This window comes from Proteus mirabilis ATCC 29906, from assembly GCF_000160755.1.
GTDB lineage: Bacteria > Pseudomonadota > Gammaproteobacteria > Enterobacterales > Enterobacteriaceae > Proteus > Proteus mirabilis.
This window is the reverse complement of record NZ_GG668576.1, coordinates 260,757-277,089: the sequence shown is the minus strand read 5'-3', so window position 1 is coordinate 277,089 and position 16,333 is coordinate 260,757. Positions and strand designations below refer to the sequence as shown.

The 16,333-nt window shown below is 39.0% G+C and carries 10 protein-coding genes and 1 pseudogene; 6 read left to right on the top strand and 5 right to left on the bottom strand.

The annotated features are described in order from the left end of the window. Positions 1-3: 3 nt before the first annotated feature. The 4 genes from kdpB to kdpE are packed head-to-tail and all read left to right on the top strand — an operon-like array spanning position 4 to position 6,052. Positions 4-2,061: a potassium-transporting ATPase subunit KdpB gene (gene kdpB / locus HMPREF0693_RS01250; RefSeq protein WP_004242885.1), complete on the top strand. Its 2,058-nt coding sequence runs from the start codon at positions 4-6 to the stop codon at positions 2,059-2,061. Between the two features lie 10 nt (positions 2,062-2,071). Continuing rightward, complete coding sequence (gene kdpC / locus HMPREF0693_RS01245; protein WP_004242884.1) at positions 2,072-2,665, top strand: potassium-transporting ATPase subunit KdpC; 594 nt, start codon at positions 2,072-2,074, stop codon at positions 2,663-2,665. A 4-nt stretch (positions 2,666-2,669) separates the two neighbouring features. Continuing rightward, the gene (kdpD, locus tag HMPREF0693_RS01240; RefSeq protein ID WP_004242883.1) at positions 2,670-5,372 is read left to right on the top strand and encodes a two-component system sensor histidine kinase KdpD; all 2,703 of its coding nucleotides are present in this window, start codon (positions 2,670-2,672) and stop codon (positions 5,370-5,372) included. Next, complete coding sequence (gene kdpE / locus HMPREF0693_RS01235; protein WP_004242882.1) at positions 5,369-6,052, top strand: two-component system response regulator KdpE; 684 nt, start codon at positions 5,369-5,371, stop codon at positions 6,050-6,052. Before kdpD ends, kdpE begins: the two co-directional genes overlap by 4 nt. Before the next feature lie 27 nt (positions 6,053-6,079). Here the strand turns inward: kdpE and HMPREF0693_RS01230 are convergent, their stop codons facing one another. From HMPREF0693_RS01230 to HMPREF0693_RS01220, 3 genes are read right to left on the bottom strand one after another with little or no spacing between them, the layout of a single operon-like run. Continuing rightward, positions 6,080-7,207, bottom strand: a complete 1,128-nt coding sequence (locus tag HMPREF0693_RS01230) for an ABC transporter permease (protein ID WP_004242881.1) — start codon at positions 7,205-7,207, stop codon at positions 6,080-6,082. After that, positions 7,208-9,976 carry a ribosome-associated ATPase/putative transporter RbbA gene (rbbA, locus tag HMPREF0693_RS01225; RefSeq protein WP_004242879.1) on the bottom strand — a complete coding sequence of 923 codons (2,769 nt, stop codon included), beginning with the start codon at positions 9,974-9,976 and terminating at the stop codon, positions 7,208-7,210. After that, complete coding sequence (locus HMPREF0693_RS01220) at positions 9,973-11,046, bottom strand: HlyD family secretion protein (protein ID WP_004242877.1); 1,074 nt, start codon at positions 11,044-11,046, stop codon at positions 9,973-9,975. Before HMPREF0693_RS01220 ends, rbbA begins: the two co-directional genes overlap by 4 nt. Before the next feature lie 713 nt (positions 11,047-11,759). Between HMPREF0693_RS01220 and HMPREF0693_RS01215 the strand changes: the two genes are divergently transcribed. Then, positions 11,760-12,797, top strand: a complete 1,038-nt coding sequence (locus HMPREF0693_RS01215) for an isoaspartyl peptidase/L-asparaginase family protein (RefSeq protein ID WP_004242876.1) — start codon at positions 11,760-11,762, stop codon at positions 12,795-12,797. 307 nt (positions 12,798-13,104) lie between these two features. Continuing rightward, complete coding sequence (locus tag HMPREF0693_RS01210) at positions 13,105-14,097, top strand: tyrosine-type recombinase/integrase (protein WP_004242875.1); 993 nt, start codon at positions 13,105-13,107, stop codon at positions 14,095-14,097. A gap of 82 nt (positions 14,098-14,179) precedes the next feature. On the opposite strand, the gene HMPREF0693_RS01205 is transcribed toward HMPREF0693_RS01210, so the two are convergent. Both HMPREF0693_RS01205 and HMPREF0693_RS01200 read right to left on the bottom strand, forming a co-directional pair. Next, positions 14,180-15,631, bottom strand: a complete 1,452-nt coding sequence (locus HMPREF0693_RS01205; RefSeq protein WP_004242872.1) for an AMP nucleosidase — start codon at positions 15,629-15,631, stop codon at positions 14,180-14,182. A gap of 71 nt (positions 15,632-15,702) precedes the next feature. Further along, positions 15,703-16,333, bottom strand: a pseudogene (locus HMPREF0693_RS01200) (hypothetical protein); the annotation flags it as partial.

Below are 16,333 nucleotides of genomic sequence, written 5' to 3'. Positions count from 1 at the left end.
ATCATGAAAAAAACACCTCTTTTTAATAGAAAAACAATGATGTCGGCTTTCTTGGATGCTATCAAAAAATGCACCCCTCAAGCGCAATGGCATAATCCGGTGATGTTTATTGTTTATGTTGGTGCACTACTCACTACGGGTATTTGGTTTGCCGTTTTACTGGGGTATCTACCACCAGATAATCATTTTACTTTTCAAGTCATGCTTTGGTTATGGATAACCCTACTATTTGCCAATTTTGCTGAATCTTTAGCAGAAAGTCGTAGTAAAGCACAGGCGGCAAGCTTACGAGGTGCGAAACAACAATCTAAAGCGGTGCGCTTACAGCATGCTGATCTTCACGCTCCCCAAGAAATCATTGATTCACTTTTATTACATAAAGGCGATATTGTTTTGGTCAATGCTGGCGAGGTAATTCCTTGTGATGGTGAAGTGATTGAAGGCGGCGCTTCTGTTGATGAAAGTGCGATCACCGGTGAATCAGCTCCCGTTATTCGTGAGTCAGGTGGCGATTTTTCTTCTGTTACTGGAGGGACTCGTGTGTTATCTGACTGGTTGATTATTCGTTGTAGTGCTGAAGCGGGTAACTCTTTCCTCGATCGTATGATTGGTATGGTGGAAGGGGCTAAACGCAGAAAAACGCCGAATGAAATTGCATTAACTATTTTATTAACGGCCCTAACGCTGATCTTTTTATTCGCTTGTACCACACTCTATCCTTTTAGTGTGTTTGCCGTGCAATTCCAAGAGCATGGTGAGGTTATTTCTGTTGTAACGTTAATCGCATTATTAGTTTGTCTGATCCCTACAACCATCGGCGGACTACTCTCTTCTATTGGTGTGGCAGGTATGAGCCGGATGTTAGACGCTAATGTGATTGCGACGAGTGGACGTGCAGTAGAAGCCGCAGGAGACGTTGATGTTTTATTACTCGATAAAACAGGGACAATTACTTTAGGTAATCGCCAAGCTTCTCGTTTTATTCCTCTATCAGGAATAACTGAAAAACAATTGGCAGATGCGGCGCAATTAAGCTCTTTAGCAGATGAAACACCTGAGGGTCGTAGCATCGTTATATTAGCCAAACAGCGCTTTAATTTACGTGAACGAGATTTAACTTCGATGGGAGCCTCTTTTGTTCCATTCTCAGCGATGACCAGAATGAGTGGCGTAAATATTGGCGAGCGTATTATACGTAAAGGCTCGGTTGATGCTATTCGTCGCCATATCGAAGTTAGTCATAGCCATTTTCCCGATGAAGTCAACACCATAGTCGAGCAAGTCGCAAGAGCTGGTGCTACGCCATTAGTCGTCGTTGAAAATCAAAATATCCTTGGTGTAGTTGAACTTAAAGATATCGTCAAAGGGGGTATCAAAGAGCGCTTTGCTCAACTTCGCCAAATGGGCATTAAAACCGTGATGATCACCGGTGATAACCATCTTACTGCGGCGGCCATTGCTGCCGAGTCCGGTGTAGATGATTTTCTTGCGCAAGCCACTCCAGAGGCTAAACTGGCGTTGATCCGTCAATATCAATCAGAAGGTCGACTTGTCGCTATGACCGGAGATGGTACTAATGATGCGCCGGCTTTAGCGCAAGCCGATGTTGCTGTGGCCATGAATTCAGGAACGCAAGCCGCTAAAGAAGCAGGCAATATGGTTGATTTGGACTCAAATCCCACCAAATTAATTGAAGTCGTTCATATTGGTAAACAAATGCTTATGACCCGTGGCGCCCTAACCACCTTTAGTATTGCCAATGATATCGCAAAATATTTTGCCATTATTCCCGCAGCTTTTGCGGTGACATATCCACAATTGAATATGCTCAATATTATGGGATTACACTCCCCAGCATCCGCGATGTTATCAGCCGTTATTTTTAATGCTTTGATCATCGTCTTTTTGATCCCTTTAGCGTTGAAAGGTGTGCATTATCGTCCTGTTTCTGCTCATTCATTATTACGCCGTAATCTCTCTTTATACGGAATAAGTGGGTTAATTGTTCCTTTTTTAGGCATTAAACTCATCGATATGATTTTAGCTATTATTGGGCTTTAAGGAGAATACTATGCATCTTTTTCGTTCATCTTTAGTGATGTTAGTATTACTGACACTTATCACTGGATTAGCCTATCCTTTATTTATAACCGGATTAGCTCAATTGTTTTTCCCTTGGCAAGCAAATGGTTCACTGGTTTATCAGGACGATAAACTGATTGGCTCTGAATTGATTGGACAGTCATTTAATCGAGCCGATTACTTTCAAGGTCGCCCCTCAATGACAAGTGAAATGCCTTACAATAGTATGGCTTCCGGCGCTAGCCAACTTGCTATATCAAATCCACTCTTAAGCGAGAAAGTGGCTGTAGGTGTTCGTTTATGGCAAAAAAGGGTTGATAATCATCAAGTCGTTCCTGTTGATTTAGTGACTGCTTCCGCCAGTGGGCTTGATCCTCATATTTCATTGGCTGCCGCTTATTACCAAGCACCGCATATTGCGTTATTACGTCAATTCACAATAAATGAAATAAAACAATTAATTACAGAAAATACGACATCGCCATTAATACCATTTTTAGGTGAACCTGTGGTGAATGTCTTTAAACTCAATCAGGCACTTGATAGATTGAGTGCAGAAAAAAACAATAAAGTGAGCGGGTAATAAAATGGAACAAGCTCCGCAGTGGCAACGCCCTTCTCCTGATGATTTGCTGGCATTAACGCGAGCACCCCATCGAGGACGATTAAAGATCTTTTTTGGTGCCTGTGCCGGCGTAGGTAAAACCTACGCCATGTTACAAGAAGCTCAACGTTTACATCAGCAAGGTATTGATGTCTTAGCTGGGGTTGTAGAAACCCATCAGCGCCAAGAAACGGCACAACAACTTGAGGGATTACCGTTATTACCGCCATTAAAATTACATTATCGTGGTAGAAAGCTCTCTGCCTTTAATTTAGATGCGGCCTTAGCAAGACATCCTGCGGTGATCTTAATGGATGAATTGGCTTTTAGTAATCCACATAAATGTCGTCATCCAAAACGTTGGCAAGATGTTGAAGAGTTACTTGATGCGGGCATCGATGTTTTAACCACCATTAATGTACAACATATTGAAAGTCTTAATGATATTGTTGGTAGTATTACTGGCATTCGCGTTCAAGAGACGATTCCTGATTATATCTTTGATAATGCCGATGAAGTAGTTATGGTCGACTTACCACCAGACGACCTACAACAGCGCTTAAATGAAGGCAAAGTTTATCTGGCAGGACAAGCAGAGCGTGCAATAGAGCATTTTTTTCGTAAAGGTAATTTGATTGCATTACGAGAGCTTGCCCTAAGACGAATGGCAGATCGCGTTGATTCCCAAGTAAAAGAATTCCGTGATAGCCAAGGTGGTACGCCTGTTTGGCATACTACTGATAGTTTAATGGTTTGTCTTGGTGCTCATGGAAGAAATGATAAATTAGTGCGTACTGCTGCTCGTTATGCTGCTGCTTTTGGTTGCCAATGGCATGCTATTTATGTTGAAACACCAAAGCTACATCAGATAGGTGAGCATAAACGCCGTGCTATTTTACATTCCCTCAAGTTAGCACAACACCTAGGGGCAAGAACGGCGATCCTTTCTGATAATCAAGCGGAAAAAGCGGTGATCCGCTATGCCAGAGAGCATAATTTAGGCAAGGTGATTATCGGTCAACGCCCCTATCAAAAGTGGCAATGGTTAAAACGTTGGGTTCGCATGCGTTTCGCAGAAAGGTTAGCGCGTTATGCACCTGACTTACATGTTATCAGTGTCGCTTTAAATGAAGAAGAGCCGCGTTATAAAACAAAAACATTTGTGCCACAAAATGATAAATGGCGTCAAAATCTTAAAGGCTATCTAACAGCTATTGGTTTATGTCTAGCTATTACGCTTTTTTCACGTACTTTTTTGTTAGCGTTAGATAAGGCGAATTTAGTTACTCTTTATTTATTAGGCGTTGTTCTTATCGCGCTATTTTTTGGTCGTCGCCCTTCTATTTTTGCCGCTTTAATCAATGTGATAAGTTTTGATTTGTTCTTTGTACAACCGCATTTTTCACTGGCTGTATTAGATATGCAGTATTTAGTGACTTTTTCCGTAATGCTCATTGTTGGGTTAGTGGTGGGCAATTTAACTGCGGGAATGCGTTATCAAACCCGGGTTGCTCGTTATAGAGAACAACGTACTCGTCATTTATTTGAAATGACCCGAGAGCTGAGTCGGGCACTGACTTTAGAAGAAGTGGTACGTACTAGTTATCATTTTTTATCAAGTGCTTTTGATGCCAAAGTTTGTTTATTAATGCCTAATCATCATGGTGAATTAACGCCATACAATGCTGAAGGTATGGGACAACTTCCCATTGATAGTGGTATTGCCCGTTGGTGTTGGGATAAAGATCAAATCGCAGGTGCAGGAACGGATACCCTACCTAGTGTCCCTTATCAGTTGCACCCTATTAGCGCATCTCAACAAGTATTAGCGATTTTAGCGATTGAGCCAAATAATCTACGCCAAGTACTTATTCCTGAACAACAGCAACTCCTACAGACATTTAATGGCCTAATTGCCAATGCTCTTGAACGGTTACAGCAGGCGGAAATGGCCGAACAATCTCGTATTAATATAGAACGAGAACAATTAAGAAATGCGCTCTTAGCCGCCCTTTCTCATGATCTAAAAACACCACTTACCGTCCTGTTTGGCCAGTCTGAAATTCTTCTTCTAGACTTAAGTGCTGAAGGCTCTGCTCATACTGAACAAGTCAGTCAGATCCGCCAACAAATTTTGACGACCTCTCGCTTAGTCAACAATTTACTGGATATGGCACGTATTCAATCAGGGGGTATCCAAGTCAACCTGCAGTGGAATTTACTGCAAGAAATTGCTGGAAGTGCAGTACGTTCACTCTCTTATTTACTTGATAAACACCCATTACAAATTGATATTCCAGCTGATTTATTACTCTATTGCGATAGTCTGTTAATTGAGCGCGTGTTAACTAATTTGTTAGAAAATGCAGTCAAATATACCGCATCACAAACCAAATTAGGCATAAAAGCTACGGTTGAAGAGGATCAAATTCATGTTGAAGTTTGGGATGAAGGCGCAGGTATTCCCACTGAACAATTGCAGCTTATTTTTAATAAATTTTCACGTGCAGTAAAAGAGTCCGCCATTCCGGGGGTTGGGCTGGGTCTTGCTATTTGCAGTGCTATTATCCACTTACATGAAGGTAAAATTTGGGCTGAAAATAATAAAAAAGGTGGAGCCAGTTTTCACTTTGTTTTACCTTTAAAATCACTACCGAATATTGATGAGATTGAAATAAAACAGTGACGCCATATAACATATTGATTGTTGAAGATGAAAAAGAGATCTTACGATTCGTTCGCCTTGCATTAGAGAACGAAGGTTTTCGTGTTTATGACGCCTCAGAATGTCAACGAGGATTAATAGAGGCAGCATCAAGAAAACCTGATTTAGTCATTCTTGATCTGGGATTACCTGATAAAGATGGGCTTTGCTTTATTCAAGATTTCCGTCAATGGAGTAGCACGCCGATTATTGTGTTATCCGCCAGAGATTCTGAACAAGATAAAGTTGATGCTTTAGACGCTGGAGCTGATGATTATTTAACTAAACCCTTCGGTATGAGTGAATTACTAGCTCGGGTTCGTGCTTCATTACGTCGCTTTGTCAAACAAGAAACAGAAACGACTCAATTTACATTTGGTGATATCACTATTGATTGGGTTAAAAGAATAGTCACTCGCCAAGGCGTACCCATTCACTTTACTCCGACCGAGTTTCGTCTACTCAGTGAACTTGTCAACAATAGTGGAAAAGTATTAACTCAACGTCATTTAATGCAGCATGTTTGGGGGCCTAACTTTGTAGAGCATAGCCATTATTTGCGAATTTATATGGGGCATCTACGTCAGAAAATAGAAACCGATCCCACCTGTCCAGTGCACTTAATTACTGAAACGGGGATCGGTTATCGTTTTATGCCTTAAGTCTCTTTTTTCGGTTTATCATAACGACTAAGCCATTGCAGATATCGTTTTTCTAAAACGTAACAGTGCCAATGCAAAAAAGACTGAGCCAATAATAATTAAAACGATAAATTGAGGCCAAACAATCGAGAAATCTGCGCCTCTATACAATATCGCTTGTGCAAGGCTGACAAAATGTGTGGTTGGCATAGTTTGCATCACATCTTGTACAAACTGAGGCATACTCTCTCTTGAGGTCATCCCTCCAGACAACATATTTAATGGCAACAATACCATAATCATCAATAAACCAAATTGTGGCATTGAGCGCGCCATAGTGCCTAAGAAAATACCAATGGATGTCGTTGCAAATAAACTTAACGCCACCCCACACATAAATAACAAAACAGAGCCTTCGATCGGCACATGTAGCAGTGATTTAACCACTAGTACTAAAGACATGGCTGACGCTAACAATACAACCAATCCCATTGACCATATTTTAGAAAGCATGATCTCAAATGGTGTGACAGGCATAACTAATAAGTGTTCAATAGTGCCATGCTCTCGCTCTCGTATTAATGCCGCTCCGGTTAATACAATAGATAGCATGGTAATGTTATTGATTATCGCCATAACAGAGCCAAACCAAGATTGTGTTAAGTTTGGGTTAAAGCTCATTCTAACTTCTAAATCCACAGGCAGTGGATCGTTAGTGCGCTCTTTAGCAAGAAAAGTTTTCGCTTCTCCCATAACGATATTTTGAATATAGCTATTTCCTAAGAAAGCTTGACTCATCCGTGTTGCATCAATATTGACTTGAATTTCTGGCTTACGTCCTGCGAGTAGATCGCGTTGAAAATTAGGCGGAATATCTAACGCAAAAGTATAAGTTCCTCTATCTAATAAACCATCAATCTGCTCGGGTGTAATATCTGCAGGGGGTAAAAAGTAAGGCATATAAAAGCTATTGACAATACGAGCCGAAAGTTGAGATTTATCCTGATCAGCCACCGCTATCGGCGCATGGTGTAATGAGCCCGGTGTTACAGTAGCCGATGAGTATATTGATACGGTAAAGGCAAACACAATTAATGCCAGCATCGCCTTATCACGGGATAAACTTCGTAACTCTTTTATTCCTAAATTAAAAATATTTTGTACGGTATGCCACATTTAAGCCTCCTGCTTTTTCAAGAAAAAGACACTCAGCCCAATCACAATGGGGATCGTGATAAGTAACGGAATAAAAGACCAAGGCAAATCAAATAAGTTAAGTCCTTTTGAAAACGTTCCTCGAGTGATAGTAAGAAAGTGAGAAGTCGGATAAATATGCCCTATCCATTTACCAATACCTTCTAAGGATGATACTGGGTCAATCATGCCGGAAAATTGTGTAGCAGGAATTAAGGTAATAATTGAAGTACCAAAAATAGCCGCAATCTGACTTTTCATAAAACAAGAAATCAGTAATCCCATTCCCGTAGCAATAGTGATATAAAGCAACGCCCCTAATGAGAGTGTCAACATGCTTCCTTTAAAACTGACACCAAAAACAAATACCGAAAGCGCACAGAGCATAAAAAAGTTAAACATTCCCAATAAAATATAGGGGATCTGTTTGCCTAATAAAAACTCGGCTTTAGTGACCGGAGTAACGTATAAATTAATAATAGAGCCTAGCTCTTTTTCACGTACCACACTCAAGGCGCTTAACATCGCGGGGATCATCATCAACAACAACGGAATAACCGCAGGTACTATAGCGGGTAAACTTTTTACATCAGGGTTATAACGATAACGGGTTTCGATATCAATGGGGGAAAATTGATCAACCATATTGGTAGGTTGACGCATGGCCATATCTAACATCCAAGTTAGATGCATTGCCTGAATATACCCACGGACAGTTTCTGCACGATTTGGCATCGCGCCATCAATCCAAACCCCTATTTTTACTTCATGTCCTTTAGCAACATCTCGAGCAAAATTAGGCGGAATTTCAATCGCAACAGTAATATCACCACTGCGGAGACGACGCTCAAGTTGGTTATAATCGGTAATCGGCGCTTTTTCAATAAAATAGCGAGAGCCTGATAGGTTTTGACTATAAGCCTGACTTAGCCCTGTTTGATCTCTATCCATAATGGCAAAGCGTAGGTTTTCAACATCCATACTGATGCCGTAACCCATAATAAACATCAATATTACCGTGCCTAGTAATGCTAAGGTAAGGCGCACTGGGTCACGGCGTAATTCCATCCCCTCACGAATGCTATAACTAAATAAACGGCGTAAACTAAATCGTTGTTTTAACGCTTTTTCCGCACTTTCTTCACTAGAGGCAGGCAATTGTAGCTGTTTATCTTCAATATCGGGCGTTTCTGTTTCACCGGATGCTTTTTTCAAATAATCAATAAATACTTCTTCTAGTGTATCAAATTGACTATTTTTCACTAAATTAGCCGGAGTATCTGTCACTAGCACTTTTCCGGCATGCATCAGAGACATTCTGTCACAGCGCGCCGCTTCATTCATAAAGTGGGTAGAGATAAAAATAGTGACACCGTCACGTCTTGAGAGATCAACCATCAGCTTCCAGAACATATCTCGAGCGATAGGGTCAACCCCAGAGGTGGGTTCATCAAGGATCAGCATTTCTGGTTTGTGGATCACTGCCACCGCTAACGATAAGCGTTGTCGAATACCTAAAGGTAAACCGTCAGGCATCATATCTTCCACATCGGTCAAATTAAAACGCTCACTCATTTCTTTGATACGTTGAGGAATATCCTGTTCTGGGATATGAAAGAGTTTGGCATGTAGCTCTAAATTTTGTCGAACCGTTAATTCGCTATACAGTGAGAATGCTTGCGACATATAACCAACGCGTTTACGGGTTTCGATATCTTTTGGATCAACCTCTTGCCCAAATAACCAAGCGCGCCCTTCACTTGCCTCAAGTAAACCTGTAAGCATTTTCATGGTGGTGGATTTACCACAACCATTCGAGCCTAGAAAACCAAAAATTTCGCCTTTAGGAATACGAAAACTGACATGATCAACAGCAACAAACTGACCAAAGCGCATTGTTAATTCTTTGGCCTCAATGGCGATAATATCGTCATCACTTTTATCCCGTGGAGGAATAATCACTTTTTGATGGTTTTTGCGTTTTTCTTCCGGTAAAAGCTCAATAAAAGCAGCTTCTAATTCATCTGTCGCCGTTTGCGCCTTTAATTCTTCCGCATGACCTGTGGCTAAAACCTTACCTGCATCCATTGCAACCAGCCAATCAAAACGCTCAGCCTCTTCCATATAAGCCGTCGCAACCAATACGCTCATATTGGTTTGACGTTTACGGATACGATTAATTAACTCCCAAAATTGCGCCCGTGATAATGGGTCAACCCCTGTGGTGGGTTCATCGAGGATCAGCAATTGTGGATCATGAATTAATGCACAGCAAAGCCCCAGTTTTTGCTTCATACCACCAGATAGTTTACCCGCAGGTCTATCCTTAAAAGGCGCTAACCCCGTACTTTCAAGTAAATCATTGATGCGCTCTTCTCGCTCTTGTTTGGATTGACCAAATAAGCGACCAAAGAAATCGACGTTTTCAAAAACAGAAAGTGTGTGATAAAGATTTTTACCTAACCCTTGTGGCATATAGGCAATTTTGGGGCAAACAGCTCGCCGGTGATTAACATCATTCATATCACCATTAAGTACTATCACTTGCCCTTGCTGAATTTCTCTGGCTCCTGAAATAAGAGAAATTAAACTCGATTTTCCGACACCATCCGGGCCTATTAAGCCGACCATTTTTCCGGCAGGAATAGTCAATGTCACATCATCAAGTGCTTTGGTATCACCATAATGTTGGGATACATGAGTCAATTCAATGATATGAGAATGACTTTGCGTTCTCATTAGTTGACTCATTGTGGTAATTTCACCTCTAAATCAGTCGGCCAAGGTTGGCTATTATCTAAGCGAATATAGGCACGTCCCGGTAAACCTGTTTTGACATATTCAAGGTGTTTCTCTAGTAATTCAGGGGAGATCCTCGCTCTTACACGAAACATCAGTTTCAAACGTTCATTGTCAGTTTCAACCGTTTTAGGGGTAAACTGTGCAACACTGGCAACATAAGTCGTTTTCGCAGGGATCACAATATGTGGGGCTGCGTCCAAAATAATATGGACATCACTGCCTAAGGCTGCTTTACCAGCGGCTTCAGTTGGCAAAAAGAATGTCATATACACATCACTAAGGTCGACCATATTTAACACTCGACCGCCAGCGCCTAGCACTTCACCGGGTTCCGCAACACGATATTGTACACGGCCATTACGAGGAGCTTTTAAGATACTATCATCCAACTCAGCCATAATACGTCGTTCGGTAGCTGTTGCTGCATCAACTTTGGTTTTTGCTTGAATAATTCCAGACTTTGCCGAATCAATTGCCGCAATGGTTGCAGTCACTTGTGCTTTTGCAGCTTCAACAGCAGCACGAGCCCCTTCGGTTCTTGCTATATCATCATCCAGTTGTTGAATGGAAATTGCTTTTGTTTTAACTAATGCCCGAGAGCGATTAAGGCGTTTTACTGATGCGTCAAGCTCTGCAATACGCTGACGAACAACCGCCTGCGCTGCAACTTGCTCACTTTGACGTTGAGAAAGTGCCGACTCTGCCGTCATAACGCTACTTTTGGCTTGCTCTAGTTGGGCTTGAACTTCATGAAGTTGCTCTTTTAAGGTACGAGTATCCATTGTTGCCAACACTTCACCCGCTTTAACAAAATCCCCCTCTTTGACCAAAATAGTGTCAATTCTTCCTGGTGTTTTGGTTGAAATATCAATTTCAGTAGCTTCAATTCTCCCATTACTTTGAGCAAACCCATCAGGGAGTGCTGGTGCTTGTGTTTTCCACCAAAAAATACCTGCTGCAATAATTGCAACAATAATAATGCCGTAAACAAAAAAACGATTCGTTTTTTGATTTTTCATATAAATTATTTAACCTTCCTTTTGCCATAAATAACCCAATTTTTTGTGATTTACTGTGTGTAAGAAAATAGTTAAATAACAATTTTTAATTTTATTTCATCTTCTTTAAAAATAGTCCATTTATATATATAAAGCGAATTAAAATAAAATAAAAAAAGAGAAAAACAAAAGTTAACCATATGAATTATAAAATATAATAAGAATATGATAGTGTGTTGTGTGAATTTAATGTAGTACTTTTATCACATAATACACTATCAAAATTTGATTATTCGAGATAACACACAAAATGTATAAAATTTAGCATCCATTAGCTTCATTAAAATCAAAATATAATAATAACACTTGGTTACGATAATTGATCGAAGTCACATATTTAATGTTGATGGAGTTAGCTATTTTTTGATTTTGCTATAAATTTAACAACATTAAAAATAAATAATAACCAACATACTTTTATTTTAATATTTTATTTGCAAGATTTAATTTTAAATTAATTGCATAAAACTCCTTAAATATAACAGTTTGATTATTATAGCATTAATTTAAATTGAAATTATTTGTTATTTTTGCCTGTCATCAGACCACTTATTAGGTAAAGTTTTTATATAGTGATTATTGCAGTTAATAATTATATATCAAATAACAATATACAATTAAAGTAATAACTTCCCTGCAAATACACAACTCAATCCGATTAAGAGAAGGTTTATATGAAAAACATTAACTATAAGCTCGCTACACTTACCCTTTGTACTCTTTTTGCCTCTTCTGCGTTAGCTAATAATACACAAGCCCCTATCCGCCTCGTTATTCATGGTGGTGCAGGTACAATAACGAAAGATACCATCACCCCAGAGCAAGAAAAAGAATATAAAGCCAAACTGACCGAAGCATTAAATGCTGGATATGCTGTTTTAAATAGTGGAGGCACCAGTATTGAAGCCGTACAAAAATCGATTAATGTTATGGAAGACTCTCCTCTTTTTAATGCAGGTAAAGGTGCTGTTTTTACTCACGATGGTAGAAACGAACTTGATGCTTCTATTATGGATGGTAAAACGCGCAAAGCGGGTGCTGTTGCTGGTGTTACCACAGTAAAAAATCCGATTAATGCCGCGATTGCGGTAATGGAAAAAAGTCCACATGTTATGATGGTTTCTCAAGGGGCTGATCTTTTTGCCAAAGAGCAAGGGTTAACCATCGTTGATCCGAGTTATTTTCGTACTGAATATCGTTGGCAACAACTACAAAAAGCATTAGAAAAAGAACAAGTTGTATTAGATCATGATGGTAAAACTGCGGCTCTTTTTGCTGATCCGATGATGTATGATTATAAATATGGCACTGTTGGCGCTGTTGCATTAGACCAACATGGTAATTTAGCGGCGGGAACATCAACAGGTGGGATGACCAATAAACGTTATGGTCGTGTGGGCGATTCTCCTATTATCGGTGCAGGTAATTATGCGGATAATGAAACGGTTGCGGTATCGGCAACAGGATCAGGTGAAATGTTTATTAGAACGCTGACCGCATTTAATATTGCAGCCCAAGTTAAATATCAAAAACTACCTCTAGAGCAAGCGGCACAAAATGCACTTGATGAAGTAAAAGCGATAAATGGAAGTGGTGGTGTTATCGTATTAGACAAATCTGGAAACTATACGATGAGCTTTAACTCTGAAGGAATGTATCGAGGCACCATTGGTAATGATGGCAAACCACTAGTCGCCATTTATAAAGATTAACCTTCATTATTTTAAAACTATGCCTTTGGTTTTTAGCGACTGTTATAAAAAATACAGATAAACCAAGGGCATAATATTAAGCCATTTCCACGATCATCCCCCTATTTTGATCTCTTTATTCCTTTCATGGGTAAAACCCACTGTTCACTTTGCACTCTAAAACCGTTTATAAAACAAACATTATGCACTAAAAACAAACATGATCGCCTCTACTTATTAAAATGATCCTTTGAAAAAGTAGCTTTTTTCTTTTTTAGATCTGTTAGAATATTCAGCATAGTTATATTAATTTAATAAGGAAATTGCTGTGGATTTTCACCACGACGATCAAGAAATAACACCAGAAACATCACTTGTATTGGCGGAAAAACAACCATTATTAGATCTCAATGCAACTTTCACCTCTCCGACACAAACTAACCCTGCACTGGCTTATTTACGCAGTTTAGGCTCTAAACGTAGTCGCCAAACGATGGGATCGTTTTTAACAATCGTGGCAAAAATGATTGGCTTCTCTTCAATAAAGCATTGCCAATGGGGAGCACTTCGCCGCCACCATATTCAAGCAATTATCGACATGTTATCTAATGCGGATAAAGCACCCGCCACGATTAACACTTATTTAGCTGCACTAAAAGGTGTCGCTTTAGAAGCATGGGCGATGAAATTGATGGATACAGAAAGCTATCAACATATTCGCCAAGTTAAATCGGTAAGAGGCAGTCGATTACCTAAAGGTCGAGCGCTTACTGGACATGAAATTCGCGCACTTTTTCGCTGTTGTGAAAAAGACCACTCCTCAAAAGGTTTAAGAGATGCGGCCATATTAAGTGTACTACTTGGCTGTGGATTACGCCGTTCAGAAATTGTTGCGCTTAATTACGAGCATATTCAATTTCGTGATCAAGCTTTTATTGTTAGAGGAAAAGGTAATAAAGAAAGAATATCCTATATGCCAGAAGATACTTGGGAGCGTGTTCAATTATGGATCGATGAAATAAGGGGATCACAAGATGGCGCCCTTTTCACACGTATTCGCCGCTTTGATGATGTAACGGATGAACGAATAACAGACCAAGCCATTTATTATATTTTAGAGACACGCCAACAAGAAAGTGGCATTGATAAATTTGCTCCTCACGATCTGCGACGCACTTTTGCCTCTGCAATGTTAGATAATGGCGAAGATATTGTAACCGTAAAAGATGCCATGGGTCATGCCAGTATTATGACTACACAGCGCTATGATAGACGTGGTGATGATCGTCTTAGAAAAGCGGCTCGACATTTACGTTTTTAGCCTTTTATATTGTAAAAATATACCCAATTCAATCAATGATATTGGGTATATAAATTTTCATCTTATTAATTTTAGCTATGGCTTATCTAAATGGCGGCTCATTAAAGGTTCTTAATTTACGAGAATGTAATTTATCTTCTTCGTCTTTTAATAACTCAATTGCATGAATACCTATTTGCAAATGCTCTGATACCGCACCTTCATAAAAGTGATTAGCTTGTCCTGGTAATTTTATTTCACCATGTAACGGTTTATCAGATACACATAACAAAGTGCCATAAGGAACGCGAAAACGATAACCTTGAGCGGCAATAGTGGCACTTTCCATATCCACGGCAACGGCTCGACTTAAACTAAATCGCCTTGATGTTGCTGAAAAACGTAATTCCCAATTGCGATCATCTGTTGTCACAACCGTTCCTGTTCTTAATCGTTGTTTGATTTCATGTCCAGGCTTACCGCTAATAGCTTTAGTGGCATCATAAAGTGCACGCTGAACTTCAGCAATATTAGGAATAGGAATATCTGGCGGTAATACAGCATCTAAAATATGATCATCTCGTAAATAAGCATGAGCTAAAACGTAATCACCTAATAATTGGCTTTCTCTTAAGCCTCCACAATGACCAATCATTAACCAAACATGAGGACGTAAAACTGCCAGATGATCACAAATTGTTTTGGCGTTTGACGGCCCAACACCAATATTCACTAATGTTATTCCCGGCCCTTCTTTTGCAATTAAATGATAGGCGGGCATTTGATATTTTTTCCATGTCAGATCAGAAATTAATTTTTCCGGATCAACCGTATCGGCGGTTATTTGCTGAAAACCTGCACAAGAAAGTACACAATATGGACTATTTTTATCAGCAACTTGTGCACAGGCCCAACGAACGAACTCATCCACATAGCGGTTATAATTGGTGAATAAAATATAAGGTTGCACATCTTCAGGTAAAGTTCCGGTATAATGCTTTAAACGAGCCAAAGAAAAATCCGTCCGTAGTGCATCAAAATGTGAAAGAGGTAAAAGCTCGCTGTCATCAATTAAACCATCGGTAATATCATCACCAATTTTAGAGAGATCGGTAGTCGGAAAATATTTTGCTAAAGAGGCGCTCATTGACCGATCAAAACCAATGCCAGTGCCATCAATGACAAAAGGATATGGTATCTCTTGTTTTGAGGCCGTCACTTCAAAAGAGACATGATAAGCATCCGCAATAAGTTGCAGTTGCTCAGTTAAATAATTTTCAAATAAAGTTGGATTGGTGATAGTAGTAGAATAGGTACCTGATTTTGATAAACGCCCATAAGCTCTTGTTTTATCTTCTTTTTTAACATCACCATACCAATGTACGGTTAATTGCGGATAAGCAAATAGACCTTCAGCCCTTTGTTTTATATCAGGTAATTTTCCATCTTGAGCATACATAATAATAGCATTACGTAAGGCATCAACAGCATTTTGATATTGTTGTTTTAACTCATTAATAATTTTTTGAATTTCTGGGTTATGAGGTTTTGACATAAAGGAGCCTCTACTTATTCTCACGTTTTTCACATCATAGCAAGAAGCTCTATTTTGACCAAAGAATAAAATTAATAAAAATTATATGAGCATTCTCCACCTAATGAGACTAGTTGTCCTTTATTTAGTTTTAACGTAATATCAACGCTGTCTTCTTTAATGATTTTATTTCGACTCAATAGATGGGAGAATAGCTCTCCTAGCCTTGGTTTTTTATTATTTAGTTGTTTTATTATCTCTTTCATCTTTTCATTTAAAATTTTATCATAAGTTATTTCGATATTATTATTAATAGCAACCATATCATAGATAAAATTATATAACTTACTTTCAAATGGTTGAGCTAAGGGAATAGCTAGATTTATTTTATCGCTACTTTTTTTAAAAAATTTTATTTTTAATTCAATTAAATCATCAGAAAGAGTCTTTATACTATAAATTTGTTCTTGCTTAACAACATTACTCATAGAAAAAGATGTTGTTAATGTGTAGTAATCAAAAGAATCATTATATGATTTAATTAAGGTTATCCCTTCTTGATTTAGTAAATAATAAATTGCCTTTTTATTTTCCTCTGAGATATCTTTAGTTAAAGTTTCAAATTCTTTCATTGCCTCGTCTTGATCTTTACTTTTTATTTCTTCACCATTGATAATATAAGTATTTCTATTTATATCTTTTATTAGTGCCTTTTTTATATTT

What these genes read in the sequence shown, in the direction of transcription:
- kdpD (WP_004242883.1), top strand. Translation starts at nt 2,670, where the DNA reads ATGGAACAAGCTCCGCAGTGGCAACGCCCTTCTCCTGATGATTTGCTG.
- HMPREF0693_RS01230 (WP_004242881.1), bottom strand. Translation starts at nt 7,207, where the DNA reads ATGTGGCATACCGTACAAAATATTTTTAATTTAGGAATAAAAGAGTTA.
- rbbA (WP_004242879.1), bottom strand. Translation starts at nt 9,976, where the DNA reads ATGAGTCAACTAATGAGAACGCAAAGTCATTCTCATATCATTGAATTG.
- kdpB (WP_004242885.1), top strand. Translation starts at nt 4, where the DNA reads ATGAAAAAAACACCTCTTTTTAATAGAAAAACAATGATGTCGGCTTTC.
- kdpC (WP_004242884.1), top strand. Translation starts at nt 2,072, where the DNA reads ATGCATCTTTTTCGTTCATCTTTAGTGATGTTAGTATTACTGACACTT.
- HMPREF0693_RS01205 (WP_004242872.1), bottom strand. Translation starts at nt 15,631, where the DNA reads ATGTCAAAACCTCATAACCCAGAAATTCAAAAAATTATTAATGAGTTA.
- HMPREF0693_RS01215 (WP_004242876.1), top strand. Translation starts at nt 11,760, where the DNA reads ATGAAAAACATTAACTATAAGCTCGCTACACTTACCCTTTGTACTCTT.
- HMPREF0693_RS01220 (WP_004242877.1), bottom strand. Translation starts at nt 11,046, where the DNA reads ATGAAAAATCAAAAAACGAATCGTTTTTTTGTTTACGGCATTATTATT.